Raw genomic sequence first — 16,317 nt, 5'->3', positions numbered from 1 at the left:
AATCGATCCGTCATGCTGAATTTATTTCAGCATCTATATACAATGGCAGTTAAGCTCTTTTCAATTAATTCTCCCAGTATTGATTATTATGATATACCAATTTTACCTTACCAGTAAGTTCAGTACCCAACAACGGACTGTTTGCTGATTTAGAATAGTTGCTCGCCGCATTATACAACCATTTTTCACTTGTATTTACTACTGTGAAGTTAGCTACTGCTCCCTCCTCAATTACCGGAACAGCTAAATTTAACAATTTACGTGGATTAACGGCCAATTTCTCTACAATTAAGGCAATGTCTAATCCGGCTTTTAACAACAATGGCAATACCGTTTGCAAAGCAATAATACCATAATGGGCAATTTCGAACTCCACATTTTTAAATTCAATTTCCTCCGGACGGTGCTGGGAAGTAATCGCATCAATGGTTCCATCTTTGAGCCCTGCAATTAATGCCTTTACATCAGCTTTTCCGCGCAGGGGTGGTTTAACCTTGTAATTGCTATCAAAATCACTCAAAAGTTCTTCCGTAAACACCAGGTGATGCGCCGTTACATCACATGAAACCTGAACACCATCTTTCTTTGCTTTACGGATCAAGGCTACTGCACCAGCAGTTGAAATATTGCTGATATGGATTTTAGTCTCGTTATAGCCAGCTAAAAAAATATCTCGGGCAATGTGCATTTCTTCGGCCAATGCCGGTAAACCTTTCATCCCCAACAGTACTGAGTTTTTACTTTCATTGATCTGCGATTTACCTGCAATTGATTTATTTTCAGGATAAACCATCAACAAGGCATTAAAACCTTTGGCATATTGCAAAGCGCGGCTCATAAAACCATCATCCTGCAAAGCTTTATCGCCATCAGAGAAAGCTACAGCACCTGCCTGCTGCATATCAAACAGTTCAGCCAGTTCTTTTGCCTCACGGTTCTGACTAATGGCACCCACGGGCAAAACATCAACCAGATTATTTTTGGCCTTGTTAACAATATATTCAACCTGAGATTTCGACTGTACAACCGGGCTGGTTTGCGGCAGTAAGGCTACCCCTGTAAAACCACCAGCTTTTGCGGTTTCGGTAAGTGTTTGGATATCTTCTTTGGTTTCAAAACCCGGATCTCCTGCTACACAGTTTAAATCGAAAAACCCAGGTGTTAAAAAAGCACCCTGAGCATCAAAAACGGTTTCATTTTTATCGGCAGATAATTGACCTATGTTTTTAATTTTACCATTTTCTACCCTTACGTCGCATGGTTGACTGTTAAACTTACTTTGCGGATCGGCAATGGTTACATTTTTAACCAGGAGATTCATATTGTTTTCTTTGTGTTGTTAAAAAATCGGATGAGCAAAATTTCTGCTGCAATAAAAATCAGCGACAAAATTAGACAAAGTTTCCATAAAGTTTGCCCGATTTTATTGTCGCCGGCAATTAATTTAATAGCATCTTTATCGGTATCGAATACTTTCAGATTACTTTTACCTGCCAGTTGCTCCAGTTCTGTTTTGCTGAAGTAATGCAGATCAGATTCGGTCCGGCCATTGTTAAAACTATAAATAGCGAGCAGCGAATCGGCAAGTTTCAAGTTATAAAAGCCAGCATTTTTAATCTGATCGGCAATATAAATCAATGTTTTCCCATTTACCTGTCGTATTTCAGGTATGGCCTCAAAATGATCGGCGGTCATTTTTAAACTCTGGTTTTTACCTATAGAGACTTTTTTACTTGCCAGTGTATTATCATTGCCAATATCATAATATAGTGGTATATCATTTCCCCCACTTAAGGCTAAGCGATAAATTAACGGTACAAAAACCGGATGACGCGCCAGATTTCCATCATTTACGTTCAGGCCGGAGGCTGATAAGTAAATCTGGCCGTTCCCTACTCCATATTTAGAGAAAAAAGGCCTTTTTCCTGGCAACCACATGATGTCTTCTTTGTTAGCTGTATTTTTCTCCGCAAAAGAATAGTACCGGGAAACAACTGGCAGGTCCAGGTTTTTGGGAATTTCTTCAAAAACAGTCTTGAAAATAGGATGGTGCAGATCAATCTGGTCAACCTTGCTGGGAGTAGTATTTAAACCTTGAATAGTTGGAAGTGATAATCCGCTTAGAAATGAATTATATGTCTGAATGTCGGCATCCAAATCGGGAAAAAGAAGTACCGTACCACCTGCATTTAAATAGGCTTTCAGCTGTTGTGCCAATCCGCTTGAAGGATTTTTCAATCCGTTTAATACAATTAAGCCATAATTGGGAAAATTGCTATAATTTATATTGCTTTCGGTATTTTCAGCTAGCTTATAGTATCGGTCGGCCGCAAATAACGCCCTCATATAATTACCCGCGCTGGCCCCGTTGATACTTAAAACCGGGAAACTTTCATCTACTTTAAAACTGAAAGCAAGGGTATCATCAAAAGTTACCGGAAAATCTTTGATACTCACCACACCTTTTTGCCAACCGGCGTTAAGTCCTGAGAAATTTAAGGTATCCTTAACTGTTTTACCTGCAGGAATGGTTACAGCGCCCAATCCCTTTTGCTGGTTATTGAGGCTTAATTTTAACGGAATATTTTTTGCTTCTTCTTCCGAATAATTTTTTAGCTGTACCACTAAACGTTCATTCGCACCGGGCTGATGATTTGGTGAAAGTGTCCAAACGCTATCAACCGCAACATTGGGTAAGGTATTGGCATTCAATTTCAAAAATGAATATTGAATATCGGCTCTGGTTTCGAGCTTTTTGTTGGATGAGATATTTTTTTGAAAATCGGAGATCAGGAAGCTATATTTATTTTCGGCTCCAGTTAAAACATTTTCCTGCCGATTCAAGATCTGCTGGAGATTACGGTTTGATGCCGAGATTTTTACGTCATCCAAAGCCTTTAAAAATGCTTCTTCGTTTAATAAACGCTGGTATTTGCCTTCAAAATCGTTCGTTAACAGCTGAAAACGGTCGTTTATACCAAAACCTTTAACCAGTTCTTTGGCCCTACGTTTGGCTTCGTCTAGCAAACTGCCGTCTTTATTTACGGCCTCCATACTGTAAGAGTTATCGATGTAAATACTGACTATATTTTTTAAAGCGGTAGTTTTTTGGTTATGACTCGGAATATAGGGTTGAGCGAAGGCCATTACTAAAAAGATAATCGCCAAAATCCGCGATGCGAGAATAAGCAGGTTCTTAAGTTTTTCTTTTGATGAATTTTGCTGTTCTACTTCCTTTAAAAGCTGAACATTAGAAAAATAAACCTTCTTAAATTTTCTGAAATTAAATAAATGGATGATAACCGGGATAGCAACCGATATTAATGCAAAAAGAAAGCCCGGATAAAGGAAATTCATTAAAAACCAAAGATAGAAAAATTATGGAATTGGTTTAATATTCCTGATTTATTATTATCAATGTTACTTATTATCGGTTGGCAATGACATTAACTGAAAAAGTTAGCATCGTCTCGACCGGAACGCAATGGAGTACGCGCCCGTAAAGGCGGGGAGAGATCTGCCCAGATAGATCTCCCAGCTACGTTATACTCCGCTTGAGATGACGTGAACCTGGGATAACTATCTACTTATTTCATTCTAATAACTAAACCCCGGAAATTCGACATTTACAATCTTCCAATTGCCATTATGGAGCACGAAATACAATTTAAAGGGTCCGCTTACAATTTTTGATTGTTTTTGAATCACCTCCCGGTAACCGGCTACGCCTTCTACAAAGCCCATACCTTTACCATCGCCCAATAATTCAAAATTAGCATCGATAATATCATAACGTCCGCCTACATATTCGTCTGATGGTCCGAAAATGCCTTTCAAACGCCCAATGATTACATCTTTGCCAATAATTTTATTGCCAGGGAGGATAAAAAAATCGTTCAGTTCATTGGTAATCGCCTTTGATTGTTTAAACCATGCGTTTATAAATCTGATGGCACTATTTACAATATCGGCCTGATGGTTAAAAGAAGGTGTTTCCTGCATTTTGCAAACTTAGCACTAGTTACCTAAATTTCCTCATCGCAGCCCAAAGTTTATCATCCATACCATAAACATCAGGACGATATTCGATCTGATTATTTTGAGGCCAGGCCGTAATGTAGGTAATCAATAAAGGCACAGGTTTTTTTGGACCGAACCAGGCGGGTTTTAATTGAAAGGCCTTAGTGGTATCTGCCTTTTGAGCCATGCGTTTTTTATACCATTTTATATGTGTGCTGTCTATTGGAGGTAAGTCAACCTCTGCCCTAAGCTTATCATAAGTATAAGAATCTTTTACCAAAAGTTCGGCAAATTGAAGTGGTTTTTCGATGCGTACACAACCATGACTGATGGCCCGGTTTGTCAGGTTAAATCCGTTCTTGTTATTGGTATCGTGCAGGTAAATGCTTGAGCCATTATCAAAGATAAATTTAAACTTTCCTAAAGCATTTCCACCACCGGATCCCTGCTTAAATCTGAATGGCAATTTATCACGGGAATACCTGCGCCAGTTGATGGTATCAGGCTCGCCAATCAGCTTATCTTTGTAGTACACTTTAATGTTACTGTTCGATAAATAAAAGGGATCTTTTCGGGCCATCCAATAGATTTCACTTTGGGCAATACTTACCGGAATATTCCAGACCGGATTGGCCTGAATGGAATTGATTTTACTGAACAATAATGGGGTCTCATGGTTCTTCGGTTTGTCATCTAGATTACCCGATTTTGCGAAGACTTTAAGCTTCTCTTCATAATCCTGTTCACGCCTCCCGCCAACGCAAACTTTCATGGTGATGACGGTATCTTTTTGATCAAACCAGGTCAACCTAAAATCAGGAATATTTACCTGTACATAATTGCTTCCCGTCTCTGGCATTCTCCAGCGAAAACGCTCCATGTTCAATGATAAAATCCGCTTTTCATTTTCGGAATTTGCATTTAAATAAGCAGCTTGCAAAGCTTTGTATTGAGCTGATTCCGGCTGAACGGATCTTAGGGTATCAACAAGGCTTTTACCATCTAAAAGATTAATCATTCCCAAACTATCAGGACGCTTAACTTTGATGTAATAACGGGAAAAAATCGTCCGGGGATTTACAACCCCATATTTTAAATAATTACTATAATTCAGGTAAGCATTTGCAGCTAACAACTCTAATCTGGCAATTACAGGATAACTTTCCTGCACTTTTTTAAACTTATTGGCTGTTAACTCGGCCAGCAAACCTTTAATTTCATCTACCTTAAAGATTTTCGGGTTAAATCCATGTATCCTGCTTTGATCTAAATAACCCACTAATGAATCTAATTGGCCATTGATATAAAATTGCGTAACTAATTTAGGCTGGGTATTATTATTCGCGTAAAAAGCTTTTATAGATTTAGGATTTACGAATTTACCTGAAAGACTGTCCATTGTTTTCAGAAAAACACTATCGTAAGCTACAGTATCAAAATCTTTATAAATCTTATTTTTGAAATGTTCAGCGAGTACTTTACCAATCTCCGGCGGGCTTTTAAACCACCCACAGGCAGATATCAATAAAATAAAGGGTAAAATAAGAAAGTGAAACTTTTTCAAAAGCGTAGGATTTTAATATAAAATAACAGTTAATGATAATAAAAACAGCATAATGGCAAATTAAGTGCCATTATTTTTTGTTTTACCAAATCAAACACTATATTTGCCAGCGCTTATCAGCTAACGTATTGATACTGGCAGAAATAATTTATGAATTTAACTTTGAACCATCACTTACATTTACACCATCGCCGATAGGCGATATGATATGTTTGTTTTGTACTTCAAAACTTTTTTCCGTAAAATAATTTCCTGTTCACTCTATATTCAATACTTTGAAAACACTTAAAATTGCTATCCAAAAATCGGGTAGGTTAAACGAAAAATCTGTAGAAATACTCAAAAACTGTGGTTTATCTTTCGAAAACTACAAAAGCTCACTCATCTCTACCGTTACCAATTTCCCTTTAGAGATTCTTTTCCTTCGGGACGATGATATTCCGGAATACGTGCAGGATGGCATTGCTGACCTGGGTATAGTTGGCGAAAATGTGATTGTAGAAACCAAAGCCGAAGTAAACTATCTACAAAAATTAGGCTTCGGGAAATGCACCTTAAAAATCGCCGTCCAGGCCACCAGTAACATCCAAAAACTGGAAGAATTAAACGGCAAAGCAATCGCTACTTCCTATCCGGTAATCCTCGAAAAATTTTTACAGGAGAAAGGTATACAGTCTGATATCAGAACCATTTCAGGATCCGTAGAAATCGGTCCGGGTTTAGGATTAAGTGACGCCATTTTCGATATCGTTTCTACTGGCGGAACATTAAAAAGTAACGGGCTAAAACCATTTGCTGATGTAATGCAATCGGAAGCCGTTTTAATCGGTAACAAGTCCATCACCAACAATCCGGAGGTAGCAGAATTATTGCAACGCATCCGTTCTGTACTGAGTGCAAAATCAAACAAATATGTGGTGCTGAATGTATCGAAAGACAACCTACAAAAAGTAGTTGATTTATTGCCAGGTGTAAAAAGTCCTACCGTGGTTCCACTCTTCGAACCGAATTGGGTAGCCGTTCATTCCGTAATTGCCGAGGAGGATTTCTGGGATAAAATCAACAGCCTGAAAGCTGCAGGTGCCGAAGGTATTTTAGTGATGCCTATTGAGAAAATCATACGGTAAAATTTCAAAAACATATATTAACTATTAGTTAATTTTAAAATATAAAACGTTGAAAATCTACAATTATACAGATTTATCTAAATCAAAAATTGAAGAACTGTGTTCCCGACAGATTGAAGATGATAAATTGATTGAAAGTCGTGTTGCCGACATTGTACAAGCAGTAAAGACAGAAGGCGATAAAGCCCTTTTCAATTTTGCCAAAACCTTTGATCAAGTCGAATTGGAAAAACTTTTCTTAGATGGCGAAGAGCTAAAAGCAATTGCAGCCACTATTCCGCCTGAAGCGAAAAAGGCAATTGATACCGCTTATCAAAACATTAAAAATTTTCACCTTTCGCAGTTAAAAAAAGAAGATAAAGTAGAGACGATGCCAGGTGTAGTTTGCTGGCGGGAAGCGAGGGCAATTGAAAAGGTTGGACTTTATATTCCGGGAGGAACAGCAGTGTTGCCAAGTACCTTTTTAATGCTGGCGATACCAGCCCTTATTGCGGGTTGTAAGGAAATAGTAGTCTGCTCCCCTCCGCAGCCTGACGGGCAAGGCAAAACCAATTGCTACCTGGCTTATTGCGCAGTGTTATTGGGTATCGAAAAAGTATTCCTGATTGGAGGCGCACAGGCAGTAGCAGCTATGGCTTTCGGAACAGAAAGCGTACCACAGGTATATAAGATCTTCGGACCTGGCAACCGCTATGTAACCACAGCCAAAACCATGGTTCAGAATAGAGTGGCTATCGATATGCCGGCCGGACCATCGGAAGTATTGGTCATTGCTGATGAGACTGCCAATCCGTCATTTGTTGCAGCTGATCTACTTGCGCAGGCAGAACATGGTACTGATAGTCAGGCTATTTTAGTATCTACCTCTAACGATATTATATCTGAAACCTTAAAAGAAGTTGAAAACCAGCTGGCTATTCTACCAAGAAAAAACATTGCAGCCAAAGCGATTGCCAATTCTTATGCTGTTTTAGCGAAGGATCTGGATGAAGCGATGCAGTTTTCAAATGAATATGCACCCGAACATTTGATATTGGCCACTGAAAACTTTGAAAGTGTTATACCTTTGATTATCAATGCAGGATCAGTCTTTCTAGGTAATTTTACCCCCGAGAGTGTTGGCGATTATGCCTCGGGAACCAACCATACTTTACCAACCAGCGGCTTTGCAAAAGCTTACTCGGGCGTATCAACAGATGCTTTTTTGAAAAAAATCACTTTTCAGCATTTATCCCCCCAAGGTTTGGACAATATCGGCGCTACCGTTGAAATACTTGCAGCAGCAGAAGGCTTAGCGGCACATAAAAATGCGGTAAGTATAAGACTTAAAAATTCAATTAGATAAACATCTTTGCTGTACGTCATGCCGAATTTATTTCAGCATCTATAACAGTAAAGACCTTGAAATAAATCCGATGGTTATCGGATCAGGGTGACGAATAAAACACAACAATGGACATTAACGATTTAGTAAGAGAAAATATAAAAAACCTTCGCCCCTACTCTACCGCAAGGGACGAATTTAAAGGTCAGGCATCAGTATTTTTAGATGCCAATGAGAACAGTTATGGCTCACCGCTGCCAGCTAATTATAACCGCTACCCGGATCCTTTACAGCTGGACTTGAAGGATGCCATAAGCAAAATAAAAGGCGTACCAATTGAGAATACTTTTTTAGGAAACGGTAGCGATGAAGCAATAGATTTATTGTTCCGCGCTTTCTGTAATCCCGGAAAAGACAACGTAATTGTGCTGCCTCCAACTTACGGAATGTATGAAGTTTCGGCCAACATAAACGATGTAGAAATACGCAAAGTGAGCCTGCTTCCGAACTTCCAGTTAGACATGGAAAAGATTGCAGAAACGATTGATAAAAACACCAAATTAATCTTCATTTGTTCGCCAAATAATCCGACCGGAAATTCGATAAACCGGGAAGATATTGAAACCGTTTTAGCCAACTTTAATGGTATCGTTGTAGTGGATGAAGCGTACATCAATTACGCCCGTCAGAAGACCTTTATACAGGAGCTAACCGAGTATGCAAACCTCGTGGTTTTGCAAACTTTTTCGAAAGCCTGGGGGCTTGCCGCCTTACGTTTAGGGATGGCTTTTTCTTCTACAAAAGTGATCGATGTTTTGAATAAAATCAAGCCACCTTACAACATCAATCAGGCCACTCAGGATTTAGCTTTCGAAGCGCTAAAAAACATCGTTCAGGTGAACGACTGGATTAAAGAATCTGTTGCTGAAAGAGAGCGTTTAAGTAAGGCATTAAATGCAATAAATATTGTAAAAAAAGTATATCCTTCTGATGCGAATTTTATTCTCACAGAAGTTACAGATGCGCTAAAAATTTATGATACTTTAGTAGAGCAAGGAATCATTGTACGAGACCGTTCTAAAGTCACTTTGTGCGAAGGTTGTTTAAGGATCACTGTAGGGACAAAAGAAGAAAACGACAAGCTGTTAAATGTTCTAGAAAAATTTTAAGATGAAAAAAGTATTATTTATAGACCGGGATGGCACTTTAAATATCGAGCCAGATGACGAACAGGTAGATAGTTTTGCGAAGCTTAAATTTTATCCGCGTTCGTTATATTATTTATCGAAAATTGCAGCCGAACTGGATTACGAACTGGTGATGGTGACCAACCAGGATGGATTGGGTACACTTTCAAATCCTGAAGAAAATTTTTGGCCGATCCACAATTTCATGCTGGAAACTTTTGCCGGCGAAGGTGTTCATTTCAGCGAGATTGTGATCGATAGAACTTTCGCCAAGGATAACGCACCAACCCGCAAACCCGGTACCGCTTTGTTGACGAAATATTTTAGCGAAGATTATGACCTGAAAAATTCTTTCGTCATCGGCGATCGTCTGAATGATGTAATTCTGGCCAAAAATTTAGGCGCGAAAGCCATCTTTCTCCGTCAGAACGATGCATTAGGCTCAACGGAAGCATTGGATAAGCATGAAACGCTATTGGATGTGATTATTCTGGAAACCAAAAAATGGGAAGATATTTATAACTTGCTCAAAGCAGGAAGCCGGAAAATCCATCATGAACGCAAGACCAATGAAACCGACATTACCATTAACCTTGACCTGGACGGAACAGGAAAGGCAAAAATCGAAACTGGTCTAAACTTTTTCGATCATATGCTTGATCAGATTGCCAGACATGGTAGTGTTGATCTGGAAATAATGGCAAAGGGCGATTTACATATTGATGAACACCACACAATAGAAGATACTGGTATTGCACTCGGAGAAGCCTTTGCTAAAGGATTAGGTAATAAATTAGGCATCGAAAGGTATGGTTTTTGCTTACCAATGGACGATTGTTTGGCACAGGTAGCAATAGATTTTGGAGGAAGGAACTGGATCGTGTGGGATGCTGAATTTAAACGTGAAAAAGTGGGCGATATGCCGACTGAGATGTTTTACCACTTCTTTAAATCGTTTAGTGATGCCGCAAAATGTAATTTGAACATAAAAGCTGAAGGCGATAACGAGCACCATAAAATTGAAGCCATTTTTAAAGCATTTGCAAAAGCGATTAAAATGGCCATTAAACGCGATGCCGAAAAAATGGTATTGCCGAGCACCAAGGGAATGTTGTAAGAGAGTTGGAAGGCTGAAGGGTTTAAGGCGGAGGGTGTTGACGCCTATCCGTTGTTAAATAAACCCGATAGAGCGGAATAGCCCGCATCCCTCCCGATGTAAAATCGGGATTCATCGGGAAAGGACTATAAGCGATAGCGGGACTACAGGCCCGATGAAAAACTGACTTTCATTTTCAAACCTATAAAAAAAGAATATTAACTATTATATTATGGTTGGAATTATAAATTACGGAGCAGGCAATATTTTCTCTCTTACTGCAGCACTAGATCGTTTAAACGTGACGTACGGCATGGTAAATACCGAAAATGAACTCGAAAAATACAGCCACATCATCATCCCTGGTGTTGGCCATGCGGGTGCTGCCATGGAAAAACTGAGGGGAACAGGCCTGGTTGAAGCCATTAAAAAACTGACCAAACCCGTGCTTGGTATCTGTGTAGGCATGCAGCTCATTACCGAACATTCTGAAGAGGGCGACGCAACGCTTCTAAATATCGTTCCGGTGAAAACCAAAAAATTCGATAAATCACTGAACATCAAGATTCCGCACATGGGCTGGAACGCAGTGAAACCAAAAAACAATTTATTGTTTAAAGGGATTGAAGATAATACACAATTTTACTTTGTGCATTCGTACTTTATTGAATATAACCCTACTTTTGATATCGCATCTGCTGATTATGGTTTAACGTTTTCAGCAGCGGTACAAAAAGATAATTTTTACGGCGTTCAGTTTCATCCCGAAAAATCGGGAAAAGCCGGAGAACTAGTATTAAAAAATTTTTCAAACTTAAGCTTATAAAATGTACATAATACCTGCAATTGATATTTTGGATGGAAAAGTTGTCCGTCTTCGTGAAGGCGATTACAACCAGAAAACGGAATATGATGTTTCCATTCCCGAAATGATAGAGAAATACCGCTCGAACGGCACAGATTTCATCCACATTATCGACTTAAATGGAGCCAAAGGTGACTTTAGCAATCAAAAAACGCTTTTTGAGATCATCAAAAAAACCGATATGAAGGTGCAGTATGGCGGAGGCATCAGAACCATTGAGCAGGTAACCAACTTGCTTGATGCAGGTATCCACAGGGTAATTGTGGGTACACAAGCCATCACCAATCCTGATTTCTTACGACAATTGAGTGAGGCTTTTGCAAAAAAAGATGATTATGCCAATCGAATTGTTATTGCAATCGACGTTTTAGATGAAGTCATCAAATATTCAGGCTGGATGGAAAGCTCGCCCATCAAGCTGATGGACTATGTGGATAAATGTCTTTCGCTGGGATTTTTCCGCTTCTTATGCACTGATATCAGCAAAGATGGAAAGTTGGGTGGTGCAGCGATTGAATTATACCAAAAATTATTAGAACACTCACCAATGATCAAATTAATTGCTTCTGGTGGAGTAAGTTCGATGAAAGATATTTACGAGCTGGCCAAATATCCAATCAGAAGTGTGGTGGTCGGAAAAGCCATTTACGAAGACAGAATTACGATTGAAGAGATTAAAGAGTGGAATCTGAAAGCATTGAGTTCAATTTAAAAATATACATTTTAATATTTGGTTCGTTGTAACATGCAATCGTCATGCTGAATTTATTTCAGCATCTTCATGACATATAGAACCTGAAATACATTCAGGGTGACGAATCGGGCGAGGCAAAAGTATTAAAATTGCTTCATGTCTCGCAATGATGAAAATCAAACAAAACATGCTTAGTAAAAGAATAATTCCCTGTTTAGACGTTAAAGATGGCCGTACGGTAAAGGGGGTAAACTTTGTTGATTTACGCGATGCGGGCGATCCTGTGGAACTTGCTGCGCAATATGCACAACAAGGTGCAGACGAACTGGTTTTTCTGGACATAACAGCCACACACGAACGCCGCAAGACGATGATTGAAATGGTAAAATCAGTTGCGCGACAGCTAAACATTCCATTTACGATAGGTGGTGGAATAACAGAAATTGCCGATGCTGATGCCCTTTTAAATGCCGGTGCTGATAAAATCAGTATCAATTCTGCAGCTGTACGCAATCCAAAACTGATTGAAGAATTGGCCAAAGCCTTCGGTGTACAATTTGTGGTTTTAGCCGTTGATACCAAATACGTAGACGGCAAAAATATGGTCCATTTAAATGGTGGAAGACTAATTACCGAGCTGGAAACCGAAAACTGGATTAAACAGGCCGAAGATTTAGGCGCAGGCGAAATCTTATTAACCTCTATGGACCATGACGGCACTAAAGCGGGTTTTGATTGTGGATTATTAGGTCAAATAAACCAAATGATTAATATCCCGATCATTGCATCAGGTGGGGCAGGAAATATGGAACATTTTACCGAAGTATTCCAAAAAGCCAATGTAGATGCCGCACTGGCTGCTTCCGTATTTCATTATGGTGAAATTTTAATCCCCGATTTAAAACAGGAGTTAAAGAGGAATAACATTCCGGTAAGAATATAAGTTAGTCCGGAGTCGGCAGTCCAGCGTCAGGAGTCTGCTTTCCGAAATAAAAAAATAAAATGACAATCGATATTAATTCCCTTGATTGGGATAAAACTGCAGGCTTACTACCTGTAATTATCCAGGATTACAAGACCTTAGAGGTTTTAATGCTGGGTTATATGAATGCTCAAGCTTTGGAAAAAACGCAGGCTGAAGGTAAGGTAACTTTTTTTTCACGTTCCAAAAACCGTTTATGGACAAAAGGTGAAACCAGCAACAATTTTTTGTACGTAAAAGAACTTTTCGTAGACTGTGATAATGATACCATCCTGATTAAAGCAGATGCGGTTGGCCCTACCTGCCATACCGGAAGCCGCAGTTGTTTTAAAACCGATTTTAACCAGAATTTCATTTTTGAGCTCGAAAACATCATTAATGATCGTTACAAAAACCCGGTTGAAGGCTCTTACATCAACAAAATGCGGAACAAGGGGCTTAATAAAATTGCCCAGAAAGTTGGCGAAGAAGGTGTAGAAACCGTTATTGCTGCATTAGCAGAATCGGAAGAAGATCTCATTGGAGAAGCTTCGGACCTGATGTTTCACTTGTTGTTTTTATTGAAAGAAAAAGGCTTATCTATTGAGGATATTGCCAGAAATTTAGAGAAAAGACATAAATAAAGGTAGAAGGTTGAGGGTACGAATATCCCTCAACCTTCCAATCTTCCAACCTTACCCGCATGCTCAAGCACATTAAAACACTTCCTGGCCATCAGAACCCTGTTTATGCCCTTGCTCACTCAGATCAAGATGAATTATTTTTTAGTGCGGGTAACGATAAAGGCATTGTAGAATGGTCTTTAGCTGAAATGGCTTTTGTTAAAGTTAAAATGCCGGTACAAAGTTCTGTTTACTGCCTGCATTATTATGATTACCAGTTGTTTGTAGGCGAAAGAAGCGGTGCTTTCAGTGTGTACGATTTAAAAAAACAGGAAGTTATTACGCGCATTAACGCGCACCTGAAGCCTATTTTCAACATTAAAACCGTCCAATCTAAAAATGAGCTCATTACCACAGGCGAGGACGGAACCGTTGCGGTTTGGTCATTAACTGATTTTAAGGAGATTTACTGCTTTCAGGCAGCTTATGATACTGTTCGTACCATTGCCCTGTCTCCGGATGAAACGGAGATTGCATTTGGGTGTAAAGACCACCTGATTAAAATTTACAACCTAAGCGATTATAGCCTGAAACAAAACCTGGAAGGACATAAACTTCCGGTTACAGCGCTAGCTTACCACCCCGAAAGCAGGTATTTAATTTCAGGTAGCCGCGACGCACAACTGAAAATCTGGAGCCTGCCGGATTATGAATTGCTACAAACTGTACCGGCGCACATGTTTACCGTTTACGATATTGCTTTCCACCCTACCCTGCCCTATTTTGCCACGAGCAGCCAGGATAAAAGCATTAAACTTTGGGATGCTGAGAACTTTAAACTGTATAAGATATTAAGCCTGGAAAAAGCCGGCATTGGCCATACCCATTCCATCAACAAAATCATCTGGAGCAAGGGTGGCAAATACCTCGTCTCAACCGGAGATGATAAACAGGTGATGATTTGGGAATTGGAGTAATTTCGTTTAATTAGTACCTGGCGTTTCACTGACCTGTAGTACAGCGGAAAGCCATGAAGTAAACCGAGCTTTAAGCGAGCTCACCGAAAATAATTCATTTCAGGCTCTTTAGTTAGAGATGCTGAAAAATTTTAGCATGAAGATTTCAATATAATTAAAGCCAAAACGTCATCTTTTCGAATAAAATATAATTTAAAACATTATTCCACAAAACGTTTAATAATTCTCAGTTGATGTGAGTATTTACCCAATTCTTTATTAAAAATCCCCTGATCGTCTATTGGATCGATTTTCACCTTCGCAGATGAATGGATAATCTCGTTGGGACTCAACATAATACCCACGTGTGTAATCCGGCCTTCTTCATTATCAAAAAAAGCAACATCACCTGGCTGACACTCGGCCAGAAAACCAACCAGTTCACCTTGTTCGGCCTGCTGGGCAGCATCGCGGTTTAATTTAATACCCAACATTTTAAATACGGTTTGTGTAAAACCCGAGCAATCTAAGCCAAACAAATGCCTTCCGCCCCATAAGTATGGCGTATTCTGAAAAAATTTAGCGGTTTCCATTAATTTATCTGTAAAATTCACAGCACGATTATCGTATGCTTCGAAATTCAGTTTAAACCTTTCTTCTCCTGCATAACAATATCCATCTTTTATAAAAGGAAGATTACTTGCCGGACTTAAATGATATAAACTGCCATCATTGGCAGTTAACACGTTATTAAAACTTAAAGGCGCCAGCAAATGGCAATCGTGCATCTGGGCGAACTGATCCTCGTCAATAGGTGCCAGCTGCCTGAAATCTATCCAGCCTTCATAACCATCATAACCGTTCTGAATCAGCCACCAACGTTCTTCTTTCTGAATGATTTCAACATGATCACCAAATAATAATTGTGAAACAATTTCTGCTTTATCTGATGCATCTGCTCTTAACGGGGCTACCGCGACTCTACAAATACCGTATTGATTTTTCATATAATCTGCTCAAGAAACTATTGTAAAACTAATAAAATACATCCATTGCCTAACATTTTGCATACAAATTTGTTATTTTTATGATGTTCATTTTTAAATATGCCCGCCATGAATTTTAAAAAGATATTAATTGCCGTTGATAATAGTACCTGCTCGGAAAAAGCGGCGAAAGCCGGTTATGATATGGCTGAGAAATTTGGGGCAGAAGTAGCGCTGGTTAACATTATCGAACCTATACCTGCTAATGTAAATCCAGACTTAACACTGGCACCAGTTTTTTTAGAAACTTATGATAACAGCGAAGAAAACAGCCACGTTTTATTAAAGGAAATGGAGACCAAATACGGAAAAGGCATACCCACCACCTACCTGAGCATTATTGATACCGCAGCACATGGCATTATCCAGCAATCAGACGAATGGGGATCAGACCTAATTGTTATAGGAACTTACGGCAGAACAGGTTTATACCACTTTTTAATGGGAAGCGTAGCCGAACATGTAGCCCGTAAATCTGCCTGCCCGGTTTTGATTATCCCTAACAAGAGTGATATAGACTAGGCGGATTCATAGTCCTCTTGTCATTAGTAGGCTTGAGGCAAGGAGAATTCGTATCTTTTTTTCGAAAAAACAGGTAGCAAACGTAGTTCCCATTGGTAATTAGCCAACTACATTTACCATGCCCAGCCAAGAAAAAAGGTAAACATTTTAAAGCAGCAAAAATTGAATCGCTATCCAGAACGCAAAGCCTCTACGGAATACGAAGTTTTCTCCCATCTTTCACTTAGCGGTTGCAGCCGCATAAACCTTTGTTCCTAAACCCGACAGCAGCGGCAGCCTCCGATTTTTTCATCGGAGCTAAAGCGGATGGCGGGACTGTTAACCGCTAAGAA

General features: G+C 39.4%; 15 protein-coding genes. 10 read left to right on the top strand and 5 right to left on the bottom strand.

Annotated features, from left to right (window positions below; all coding sequences use genetic code 11):
• Window positions 1–64: 64 nt before the first annotated feature.
• The 4 genes from ACK1I8_RS03280 to ACK1I8_RS03265 form a co-directional block, all read right to left on the bottom strand.
• Window positions 65–1,321, bottom strand: a complete 1,257-nt coding sequence (locus tag ACK1I8_RS03280) for a dihydroorotase (protein WP_412467920.1) — start codon at window positions 1,319–1,321, stop codon at window positions 65–67.
• Complete coding sequence (locus ACK1I8_RS03275; RefSeq protein ID WP_412467919.1) at window positions 1,318–3,357, bottom strand: BatA domain-containing protein; 2,040 nt, start codon at window positions 3,355–3,357, stop codon at window positions 1,318–1,320. Before ACK1I8_RS03275 ends, ACK1I8_RS03280 begins: the two co-directional genes overlap by 4 nt.
• 240 nt (window positions 3,358–3,597) lie before the next feature.
• On the bottom strand, window positions 3,598–4,002 hold the full coding sequence (locus tag ACK1I8_RS03270; RefSeq protein ID WP_412467918.1) for a hypothetical protein: 405 nt from the start codon (window positions 4,000–4,002) through the stop codon (window positions 3,598–3,600).
• Window positions 4,003–4,021: 19 nt separating this feature from the next.
• On the bottom strand, window positions 4,022–5,584 hold the full coding sequence (locus ACK1I8_RS03265; protein WP_412467917.1) for a L,D-transpeptidase family protein: 1,563 nt from the start codon (window positions 5,582–5,584) through the stop codon (window positions 4,022–4,024).
• Window positions 5,585–5,859: 275 nt separating this feature from the next.
• Between ACK1I8_RS03265 and hisG the strand changes: the two genes are divergently transcribed.
• The 9 genes from hisG (at window position 5,860) to ACK1I8_RS03220 (ending at window position 14,438) form a co-directional block, all read left to right on the top strand.
• A complete protein-coding gene (gene hisG, locus ACK1I8_RS03260; RefSeq protein WP_412467916.1) occupies window positions 5,860–6,711 on the top strand; it encodes an ATP phosphoribosyltransferase in 852 nt (283 codons plus the stop codon).
• Between the two features lie 49 nt (window positions 6,712–6,760).
• On the top strand, window positions 6,761–8,056 hold the full coding sequence (gene hisD / locus ACK1I8_RS03255) for a histidinol dehydrogenase (protein WP_412467915.1): 1,296 nt from the start codon (window positions 6,761–6,763) through the stop codon (window positions 8,054–8,056).
• Window positions 8,057–8,163: 107 nt separating this feature from the next.
• Window positions 8,164–9,204 carry a histidinol-phosphate transaminase gene (hisC, locus tag ACK1I8_RS03250; protein WP_412467914.1) on the top strand — a complete coding sequence of 347 codons (1,041 nt, stop codon included), beginning with the start codon at window positions 8,164–8,166 and terminating at the stop codon, window positions 9,202–9,204.
• Window position 9,205: 1 nt separating this feature from the next.
• Window positions 9,206–10,339, top strand: coding sequence for a bifunctional histidinol-phosphatase/imidazoleglycerol-phosphate dehydratase HisB (gene hisB, locus ACK1I8_RS03245; protein ID WP_412467913.1), 1,134 nt, complete (start codon window positions 9,206–9,208; stop codon window positions 10,337–10,339).
• Between the two features lie 211 nt (window positions 10,340–10,550).
• Window positions 10,551–11,144 (top strand): imidazole glycerol phosphate synthase subunit HisH, encoded by a 594-nt coding sequence (gene hisH, locus ACK1I8_RS03240; protein WP_412467912.1) that lies wholly within the window; start codon window positions 10,551–10,553, stop codon window positions 11,142–11,144.
• Between the two features lies 1 nt (window position 11,145).
• On the top strand, window positions 11,146–11,895 hold the full coding sequence (hisA, locus tag ACK1I8_RS03235) for a 1-(5-phosphoribosyl)-5-[(5-phosphoribosylamino)methylideneamino]imidazole-4-carboxamide isomerase (RefSeq protein WP_412467911.1): 750 nt from the start codon (window positions 11,146–11,148) through the stop codon (window positions 11,893–11,895).
• Between the two features lie 169 nt (window positions 11,896–12,064).
• A complete protein-coding gene (gene hisF / locus ACK1I8_RS03230; RefSeq protein ID WP_412467910.1) occupies window positions 12,065–12,820 on the top strand; it encodes an imidazole glycerol phosphate synthase subunit HisF in 756 nt (251 codons plus the stop codon).
• A gap of 59 nt (window positions 12,821–12,879) precedes the next feature.
• A complete protein-coding gene (gene hisIE, locus ACK1I8_RS03225) occupies window positions 12,880–13,482 on the top strand; it encodes a bifunctional phosphoribosyl-AMP cyclohydrolase/phosphoribosyl-ATP diphosphatase HisIE (RefSeq protein WP_412467909.1) in 603 nt (200 codons plus the stop codon).
• A gap of 59 nt (window positions 13,483–13,541) precedes the next feature.
• On the top strand, window positions 13,542–14,438 hold the full coding sequence (locus ACK1I8_RS03220) for a WD40 repeat domain-containing protein (RefSeq protein WP_412467908.1): 897 nt from the start codon (window positions 13,542–13,544) through the stop codon (window positions 14,436–14,438).
• A 200-nt stretch (window positions 14,439–14,638) separates the two neighbouring features.
• Here ACK1I8_RS03220 and ACK1I8_RS03215 read toward each other — a convergent pair whose 3' ends face one another.
• Window positions 14,639–15,424 carry an NlpC/P60 family protein gene (locus tag ACK1I8_RS03215; RefSeq protein ID WP_412467907.1) on the bottom strand — a complete coding sequence of 262 codons (786 nt, stop codon included), beginning with the start codon at window positions 15,422–15,424 and terminating at the stop codon, window positions 14,639–14,641.
• 108 nt (window positions 15,425–15,532) lie between these two features.
• Between ACK1I8_RS03215 and ACK1I8_RS03210 the strand changes: the two genes are divergently transcribed.
• On the top strand, window positions 15,533–15,985 hold the full coding sequence (locus tag ACK1I8_RS03210; protein WP_412467906.1) for a universal stress protein: 453 nt from the start codon (window positions 15,533–15,535) through the stop codon (window positions 15,983–15,985).
• Window positions 15,986–16,317: the final 332 nt, after the last annotated feature.

Origin of the sequence: Pedobacter sp. KLB.chiD (assembly GCF_047040275.1) — a bacterium.
In the GTDB taxonomy this organism is placed as follows: domain Bacteria; phylum Bacteroidota; class Bacteroidia; order Sphingobacteriales; family Sphingobacteriaceae; genus Pedobacter.
This window is presented reverse-complemented; position numbering and strand designations above follow the sequence as displayed.

Coding starts and splice junctions, on each gene's coding strand:
- ACK1I8_RS03270 (WP_412467918.1), bottom strand. CDS start 4,002: ATGCAGGAAACACCTTCTTTTAACCATCAGGCCGATATTGTAAATAGT.
- ACK1I8_RS03215 (WP_412467907.1), bottom strand. CDS start 15,424: ATGAAAAATCAATACGGTATTTGTAGAGTCGCGGTAGCCCCGTTAAGA.
- ACK1I8_RS03275 (WP_412467919.1), bottom strand. CDS start 3,357: ATGAATTTCCTTTATCCGGGCTTTCTTTTTGCATTAATATCGGTTGCT.
- ACK1I8_RS03210 (WP_412467906.1), top strand. CDS start 15,533: ATGAATTTTAAAAAGATATTAATTGCCGTTGATAATAGTACCTGCTCG.
- hisIE (WP_412467909.1), top strand. CDS start 12,880: ATGACAATCGATATTAATTCCCTTGATTGGGATAAAACTGCAGGCTTA.
- ACK1I8_RS03220 (WP_412467908.1), top strand. CDS start 13,542: ATGCTCAAGCACATTAAAACACTTCCTGGCCATCAGAACCCTGTTTAT.
- hisC (WP_412467914.1), top strand. CDS start 8,164: ATGGACATTAACGATTTAGTAAGAGAAAATATAAAAAACCTTCGCCCC.
- hisF (WP_412467910.1), top strand. CDS start 12,065: ATGCTTAGTAAAAGAATAATTCCCTGTTTAGACGTTAAAGATGGCCGT.
- hisH (WP_412467912.1), top strand. CDS start 10,551: ATGGTTGGAATTATAAATTACGGAGCAGGCAATATTTTCTCTCTTACT.
- ACK1I8_RS03280 (WP_412467920.1), bottom strand. CDS start 1,321: ATGAATCTCCTGGTTAAAAATGTAACCATTGCCGATCCGCAAAGTAAG.
- hisA (WP_412467911.1), top strand. CDS start 11,146: ATGTACATAATACCTGCAATTGATATTTTGGATGGAAAAGTTGTCCGT.
- hisB (WP_412467913.1), top strand. CDS start 9,206: ATGAAAAAAGTATTATTTATAGACCGGGATGGCACTTTAAATATCGAG.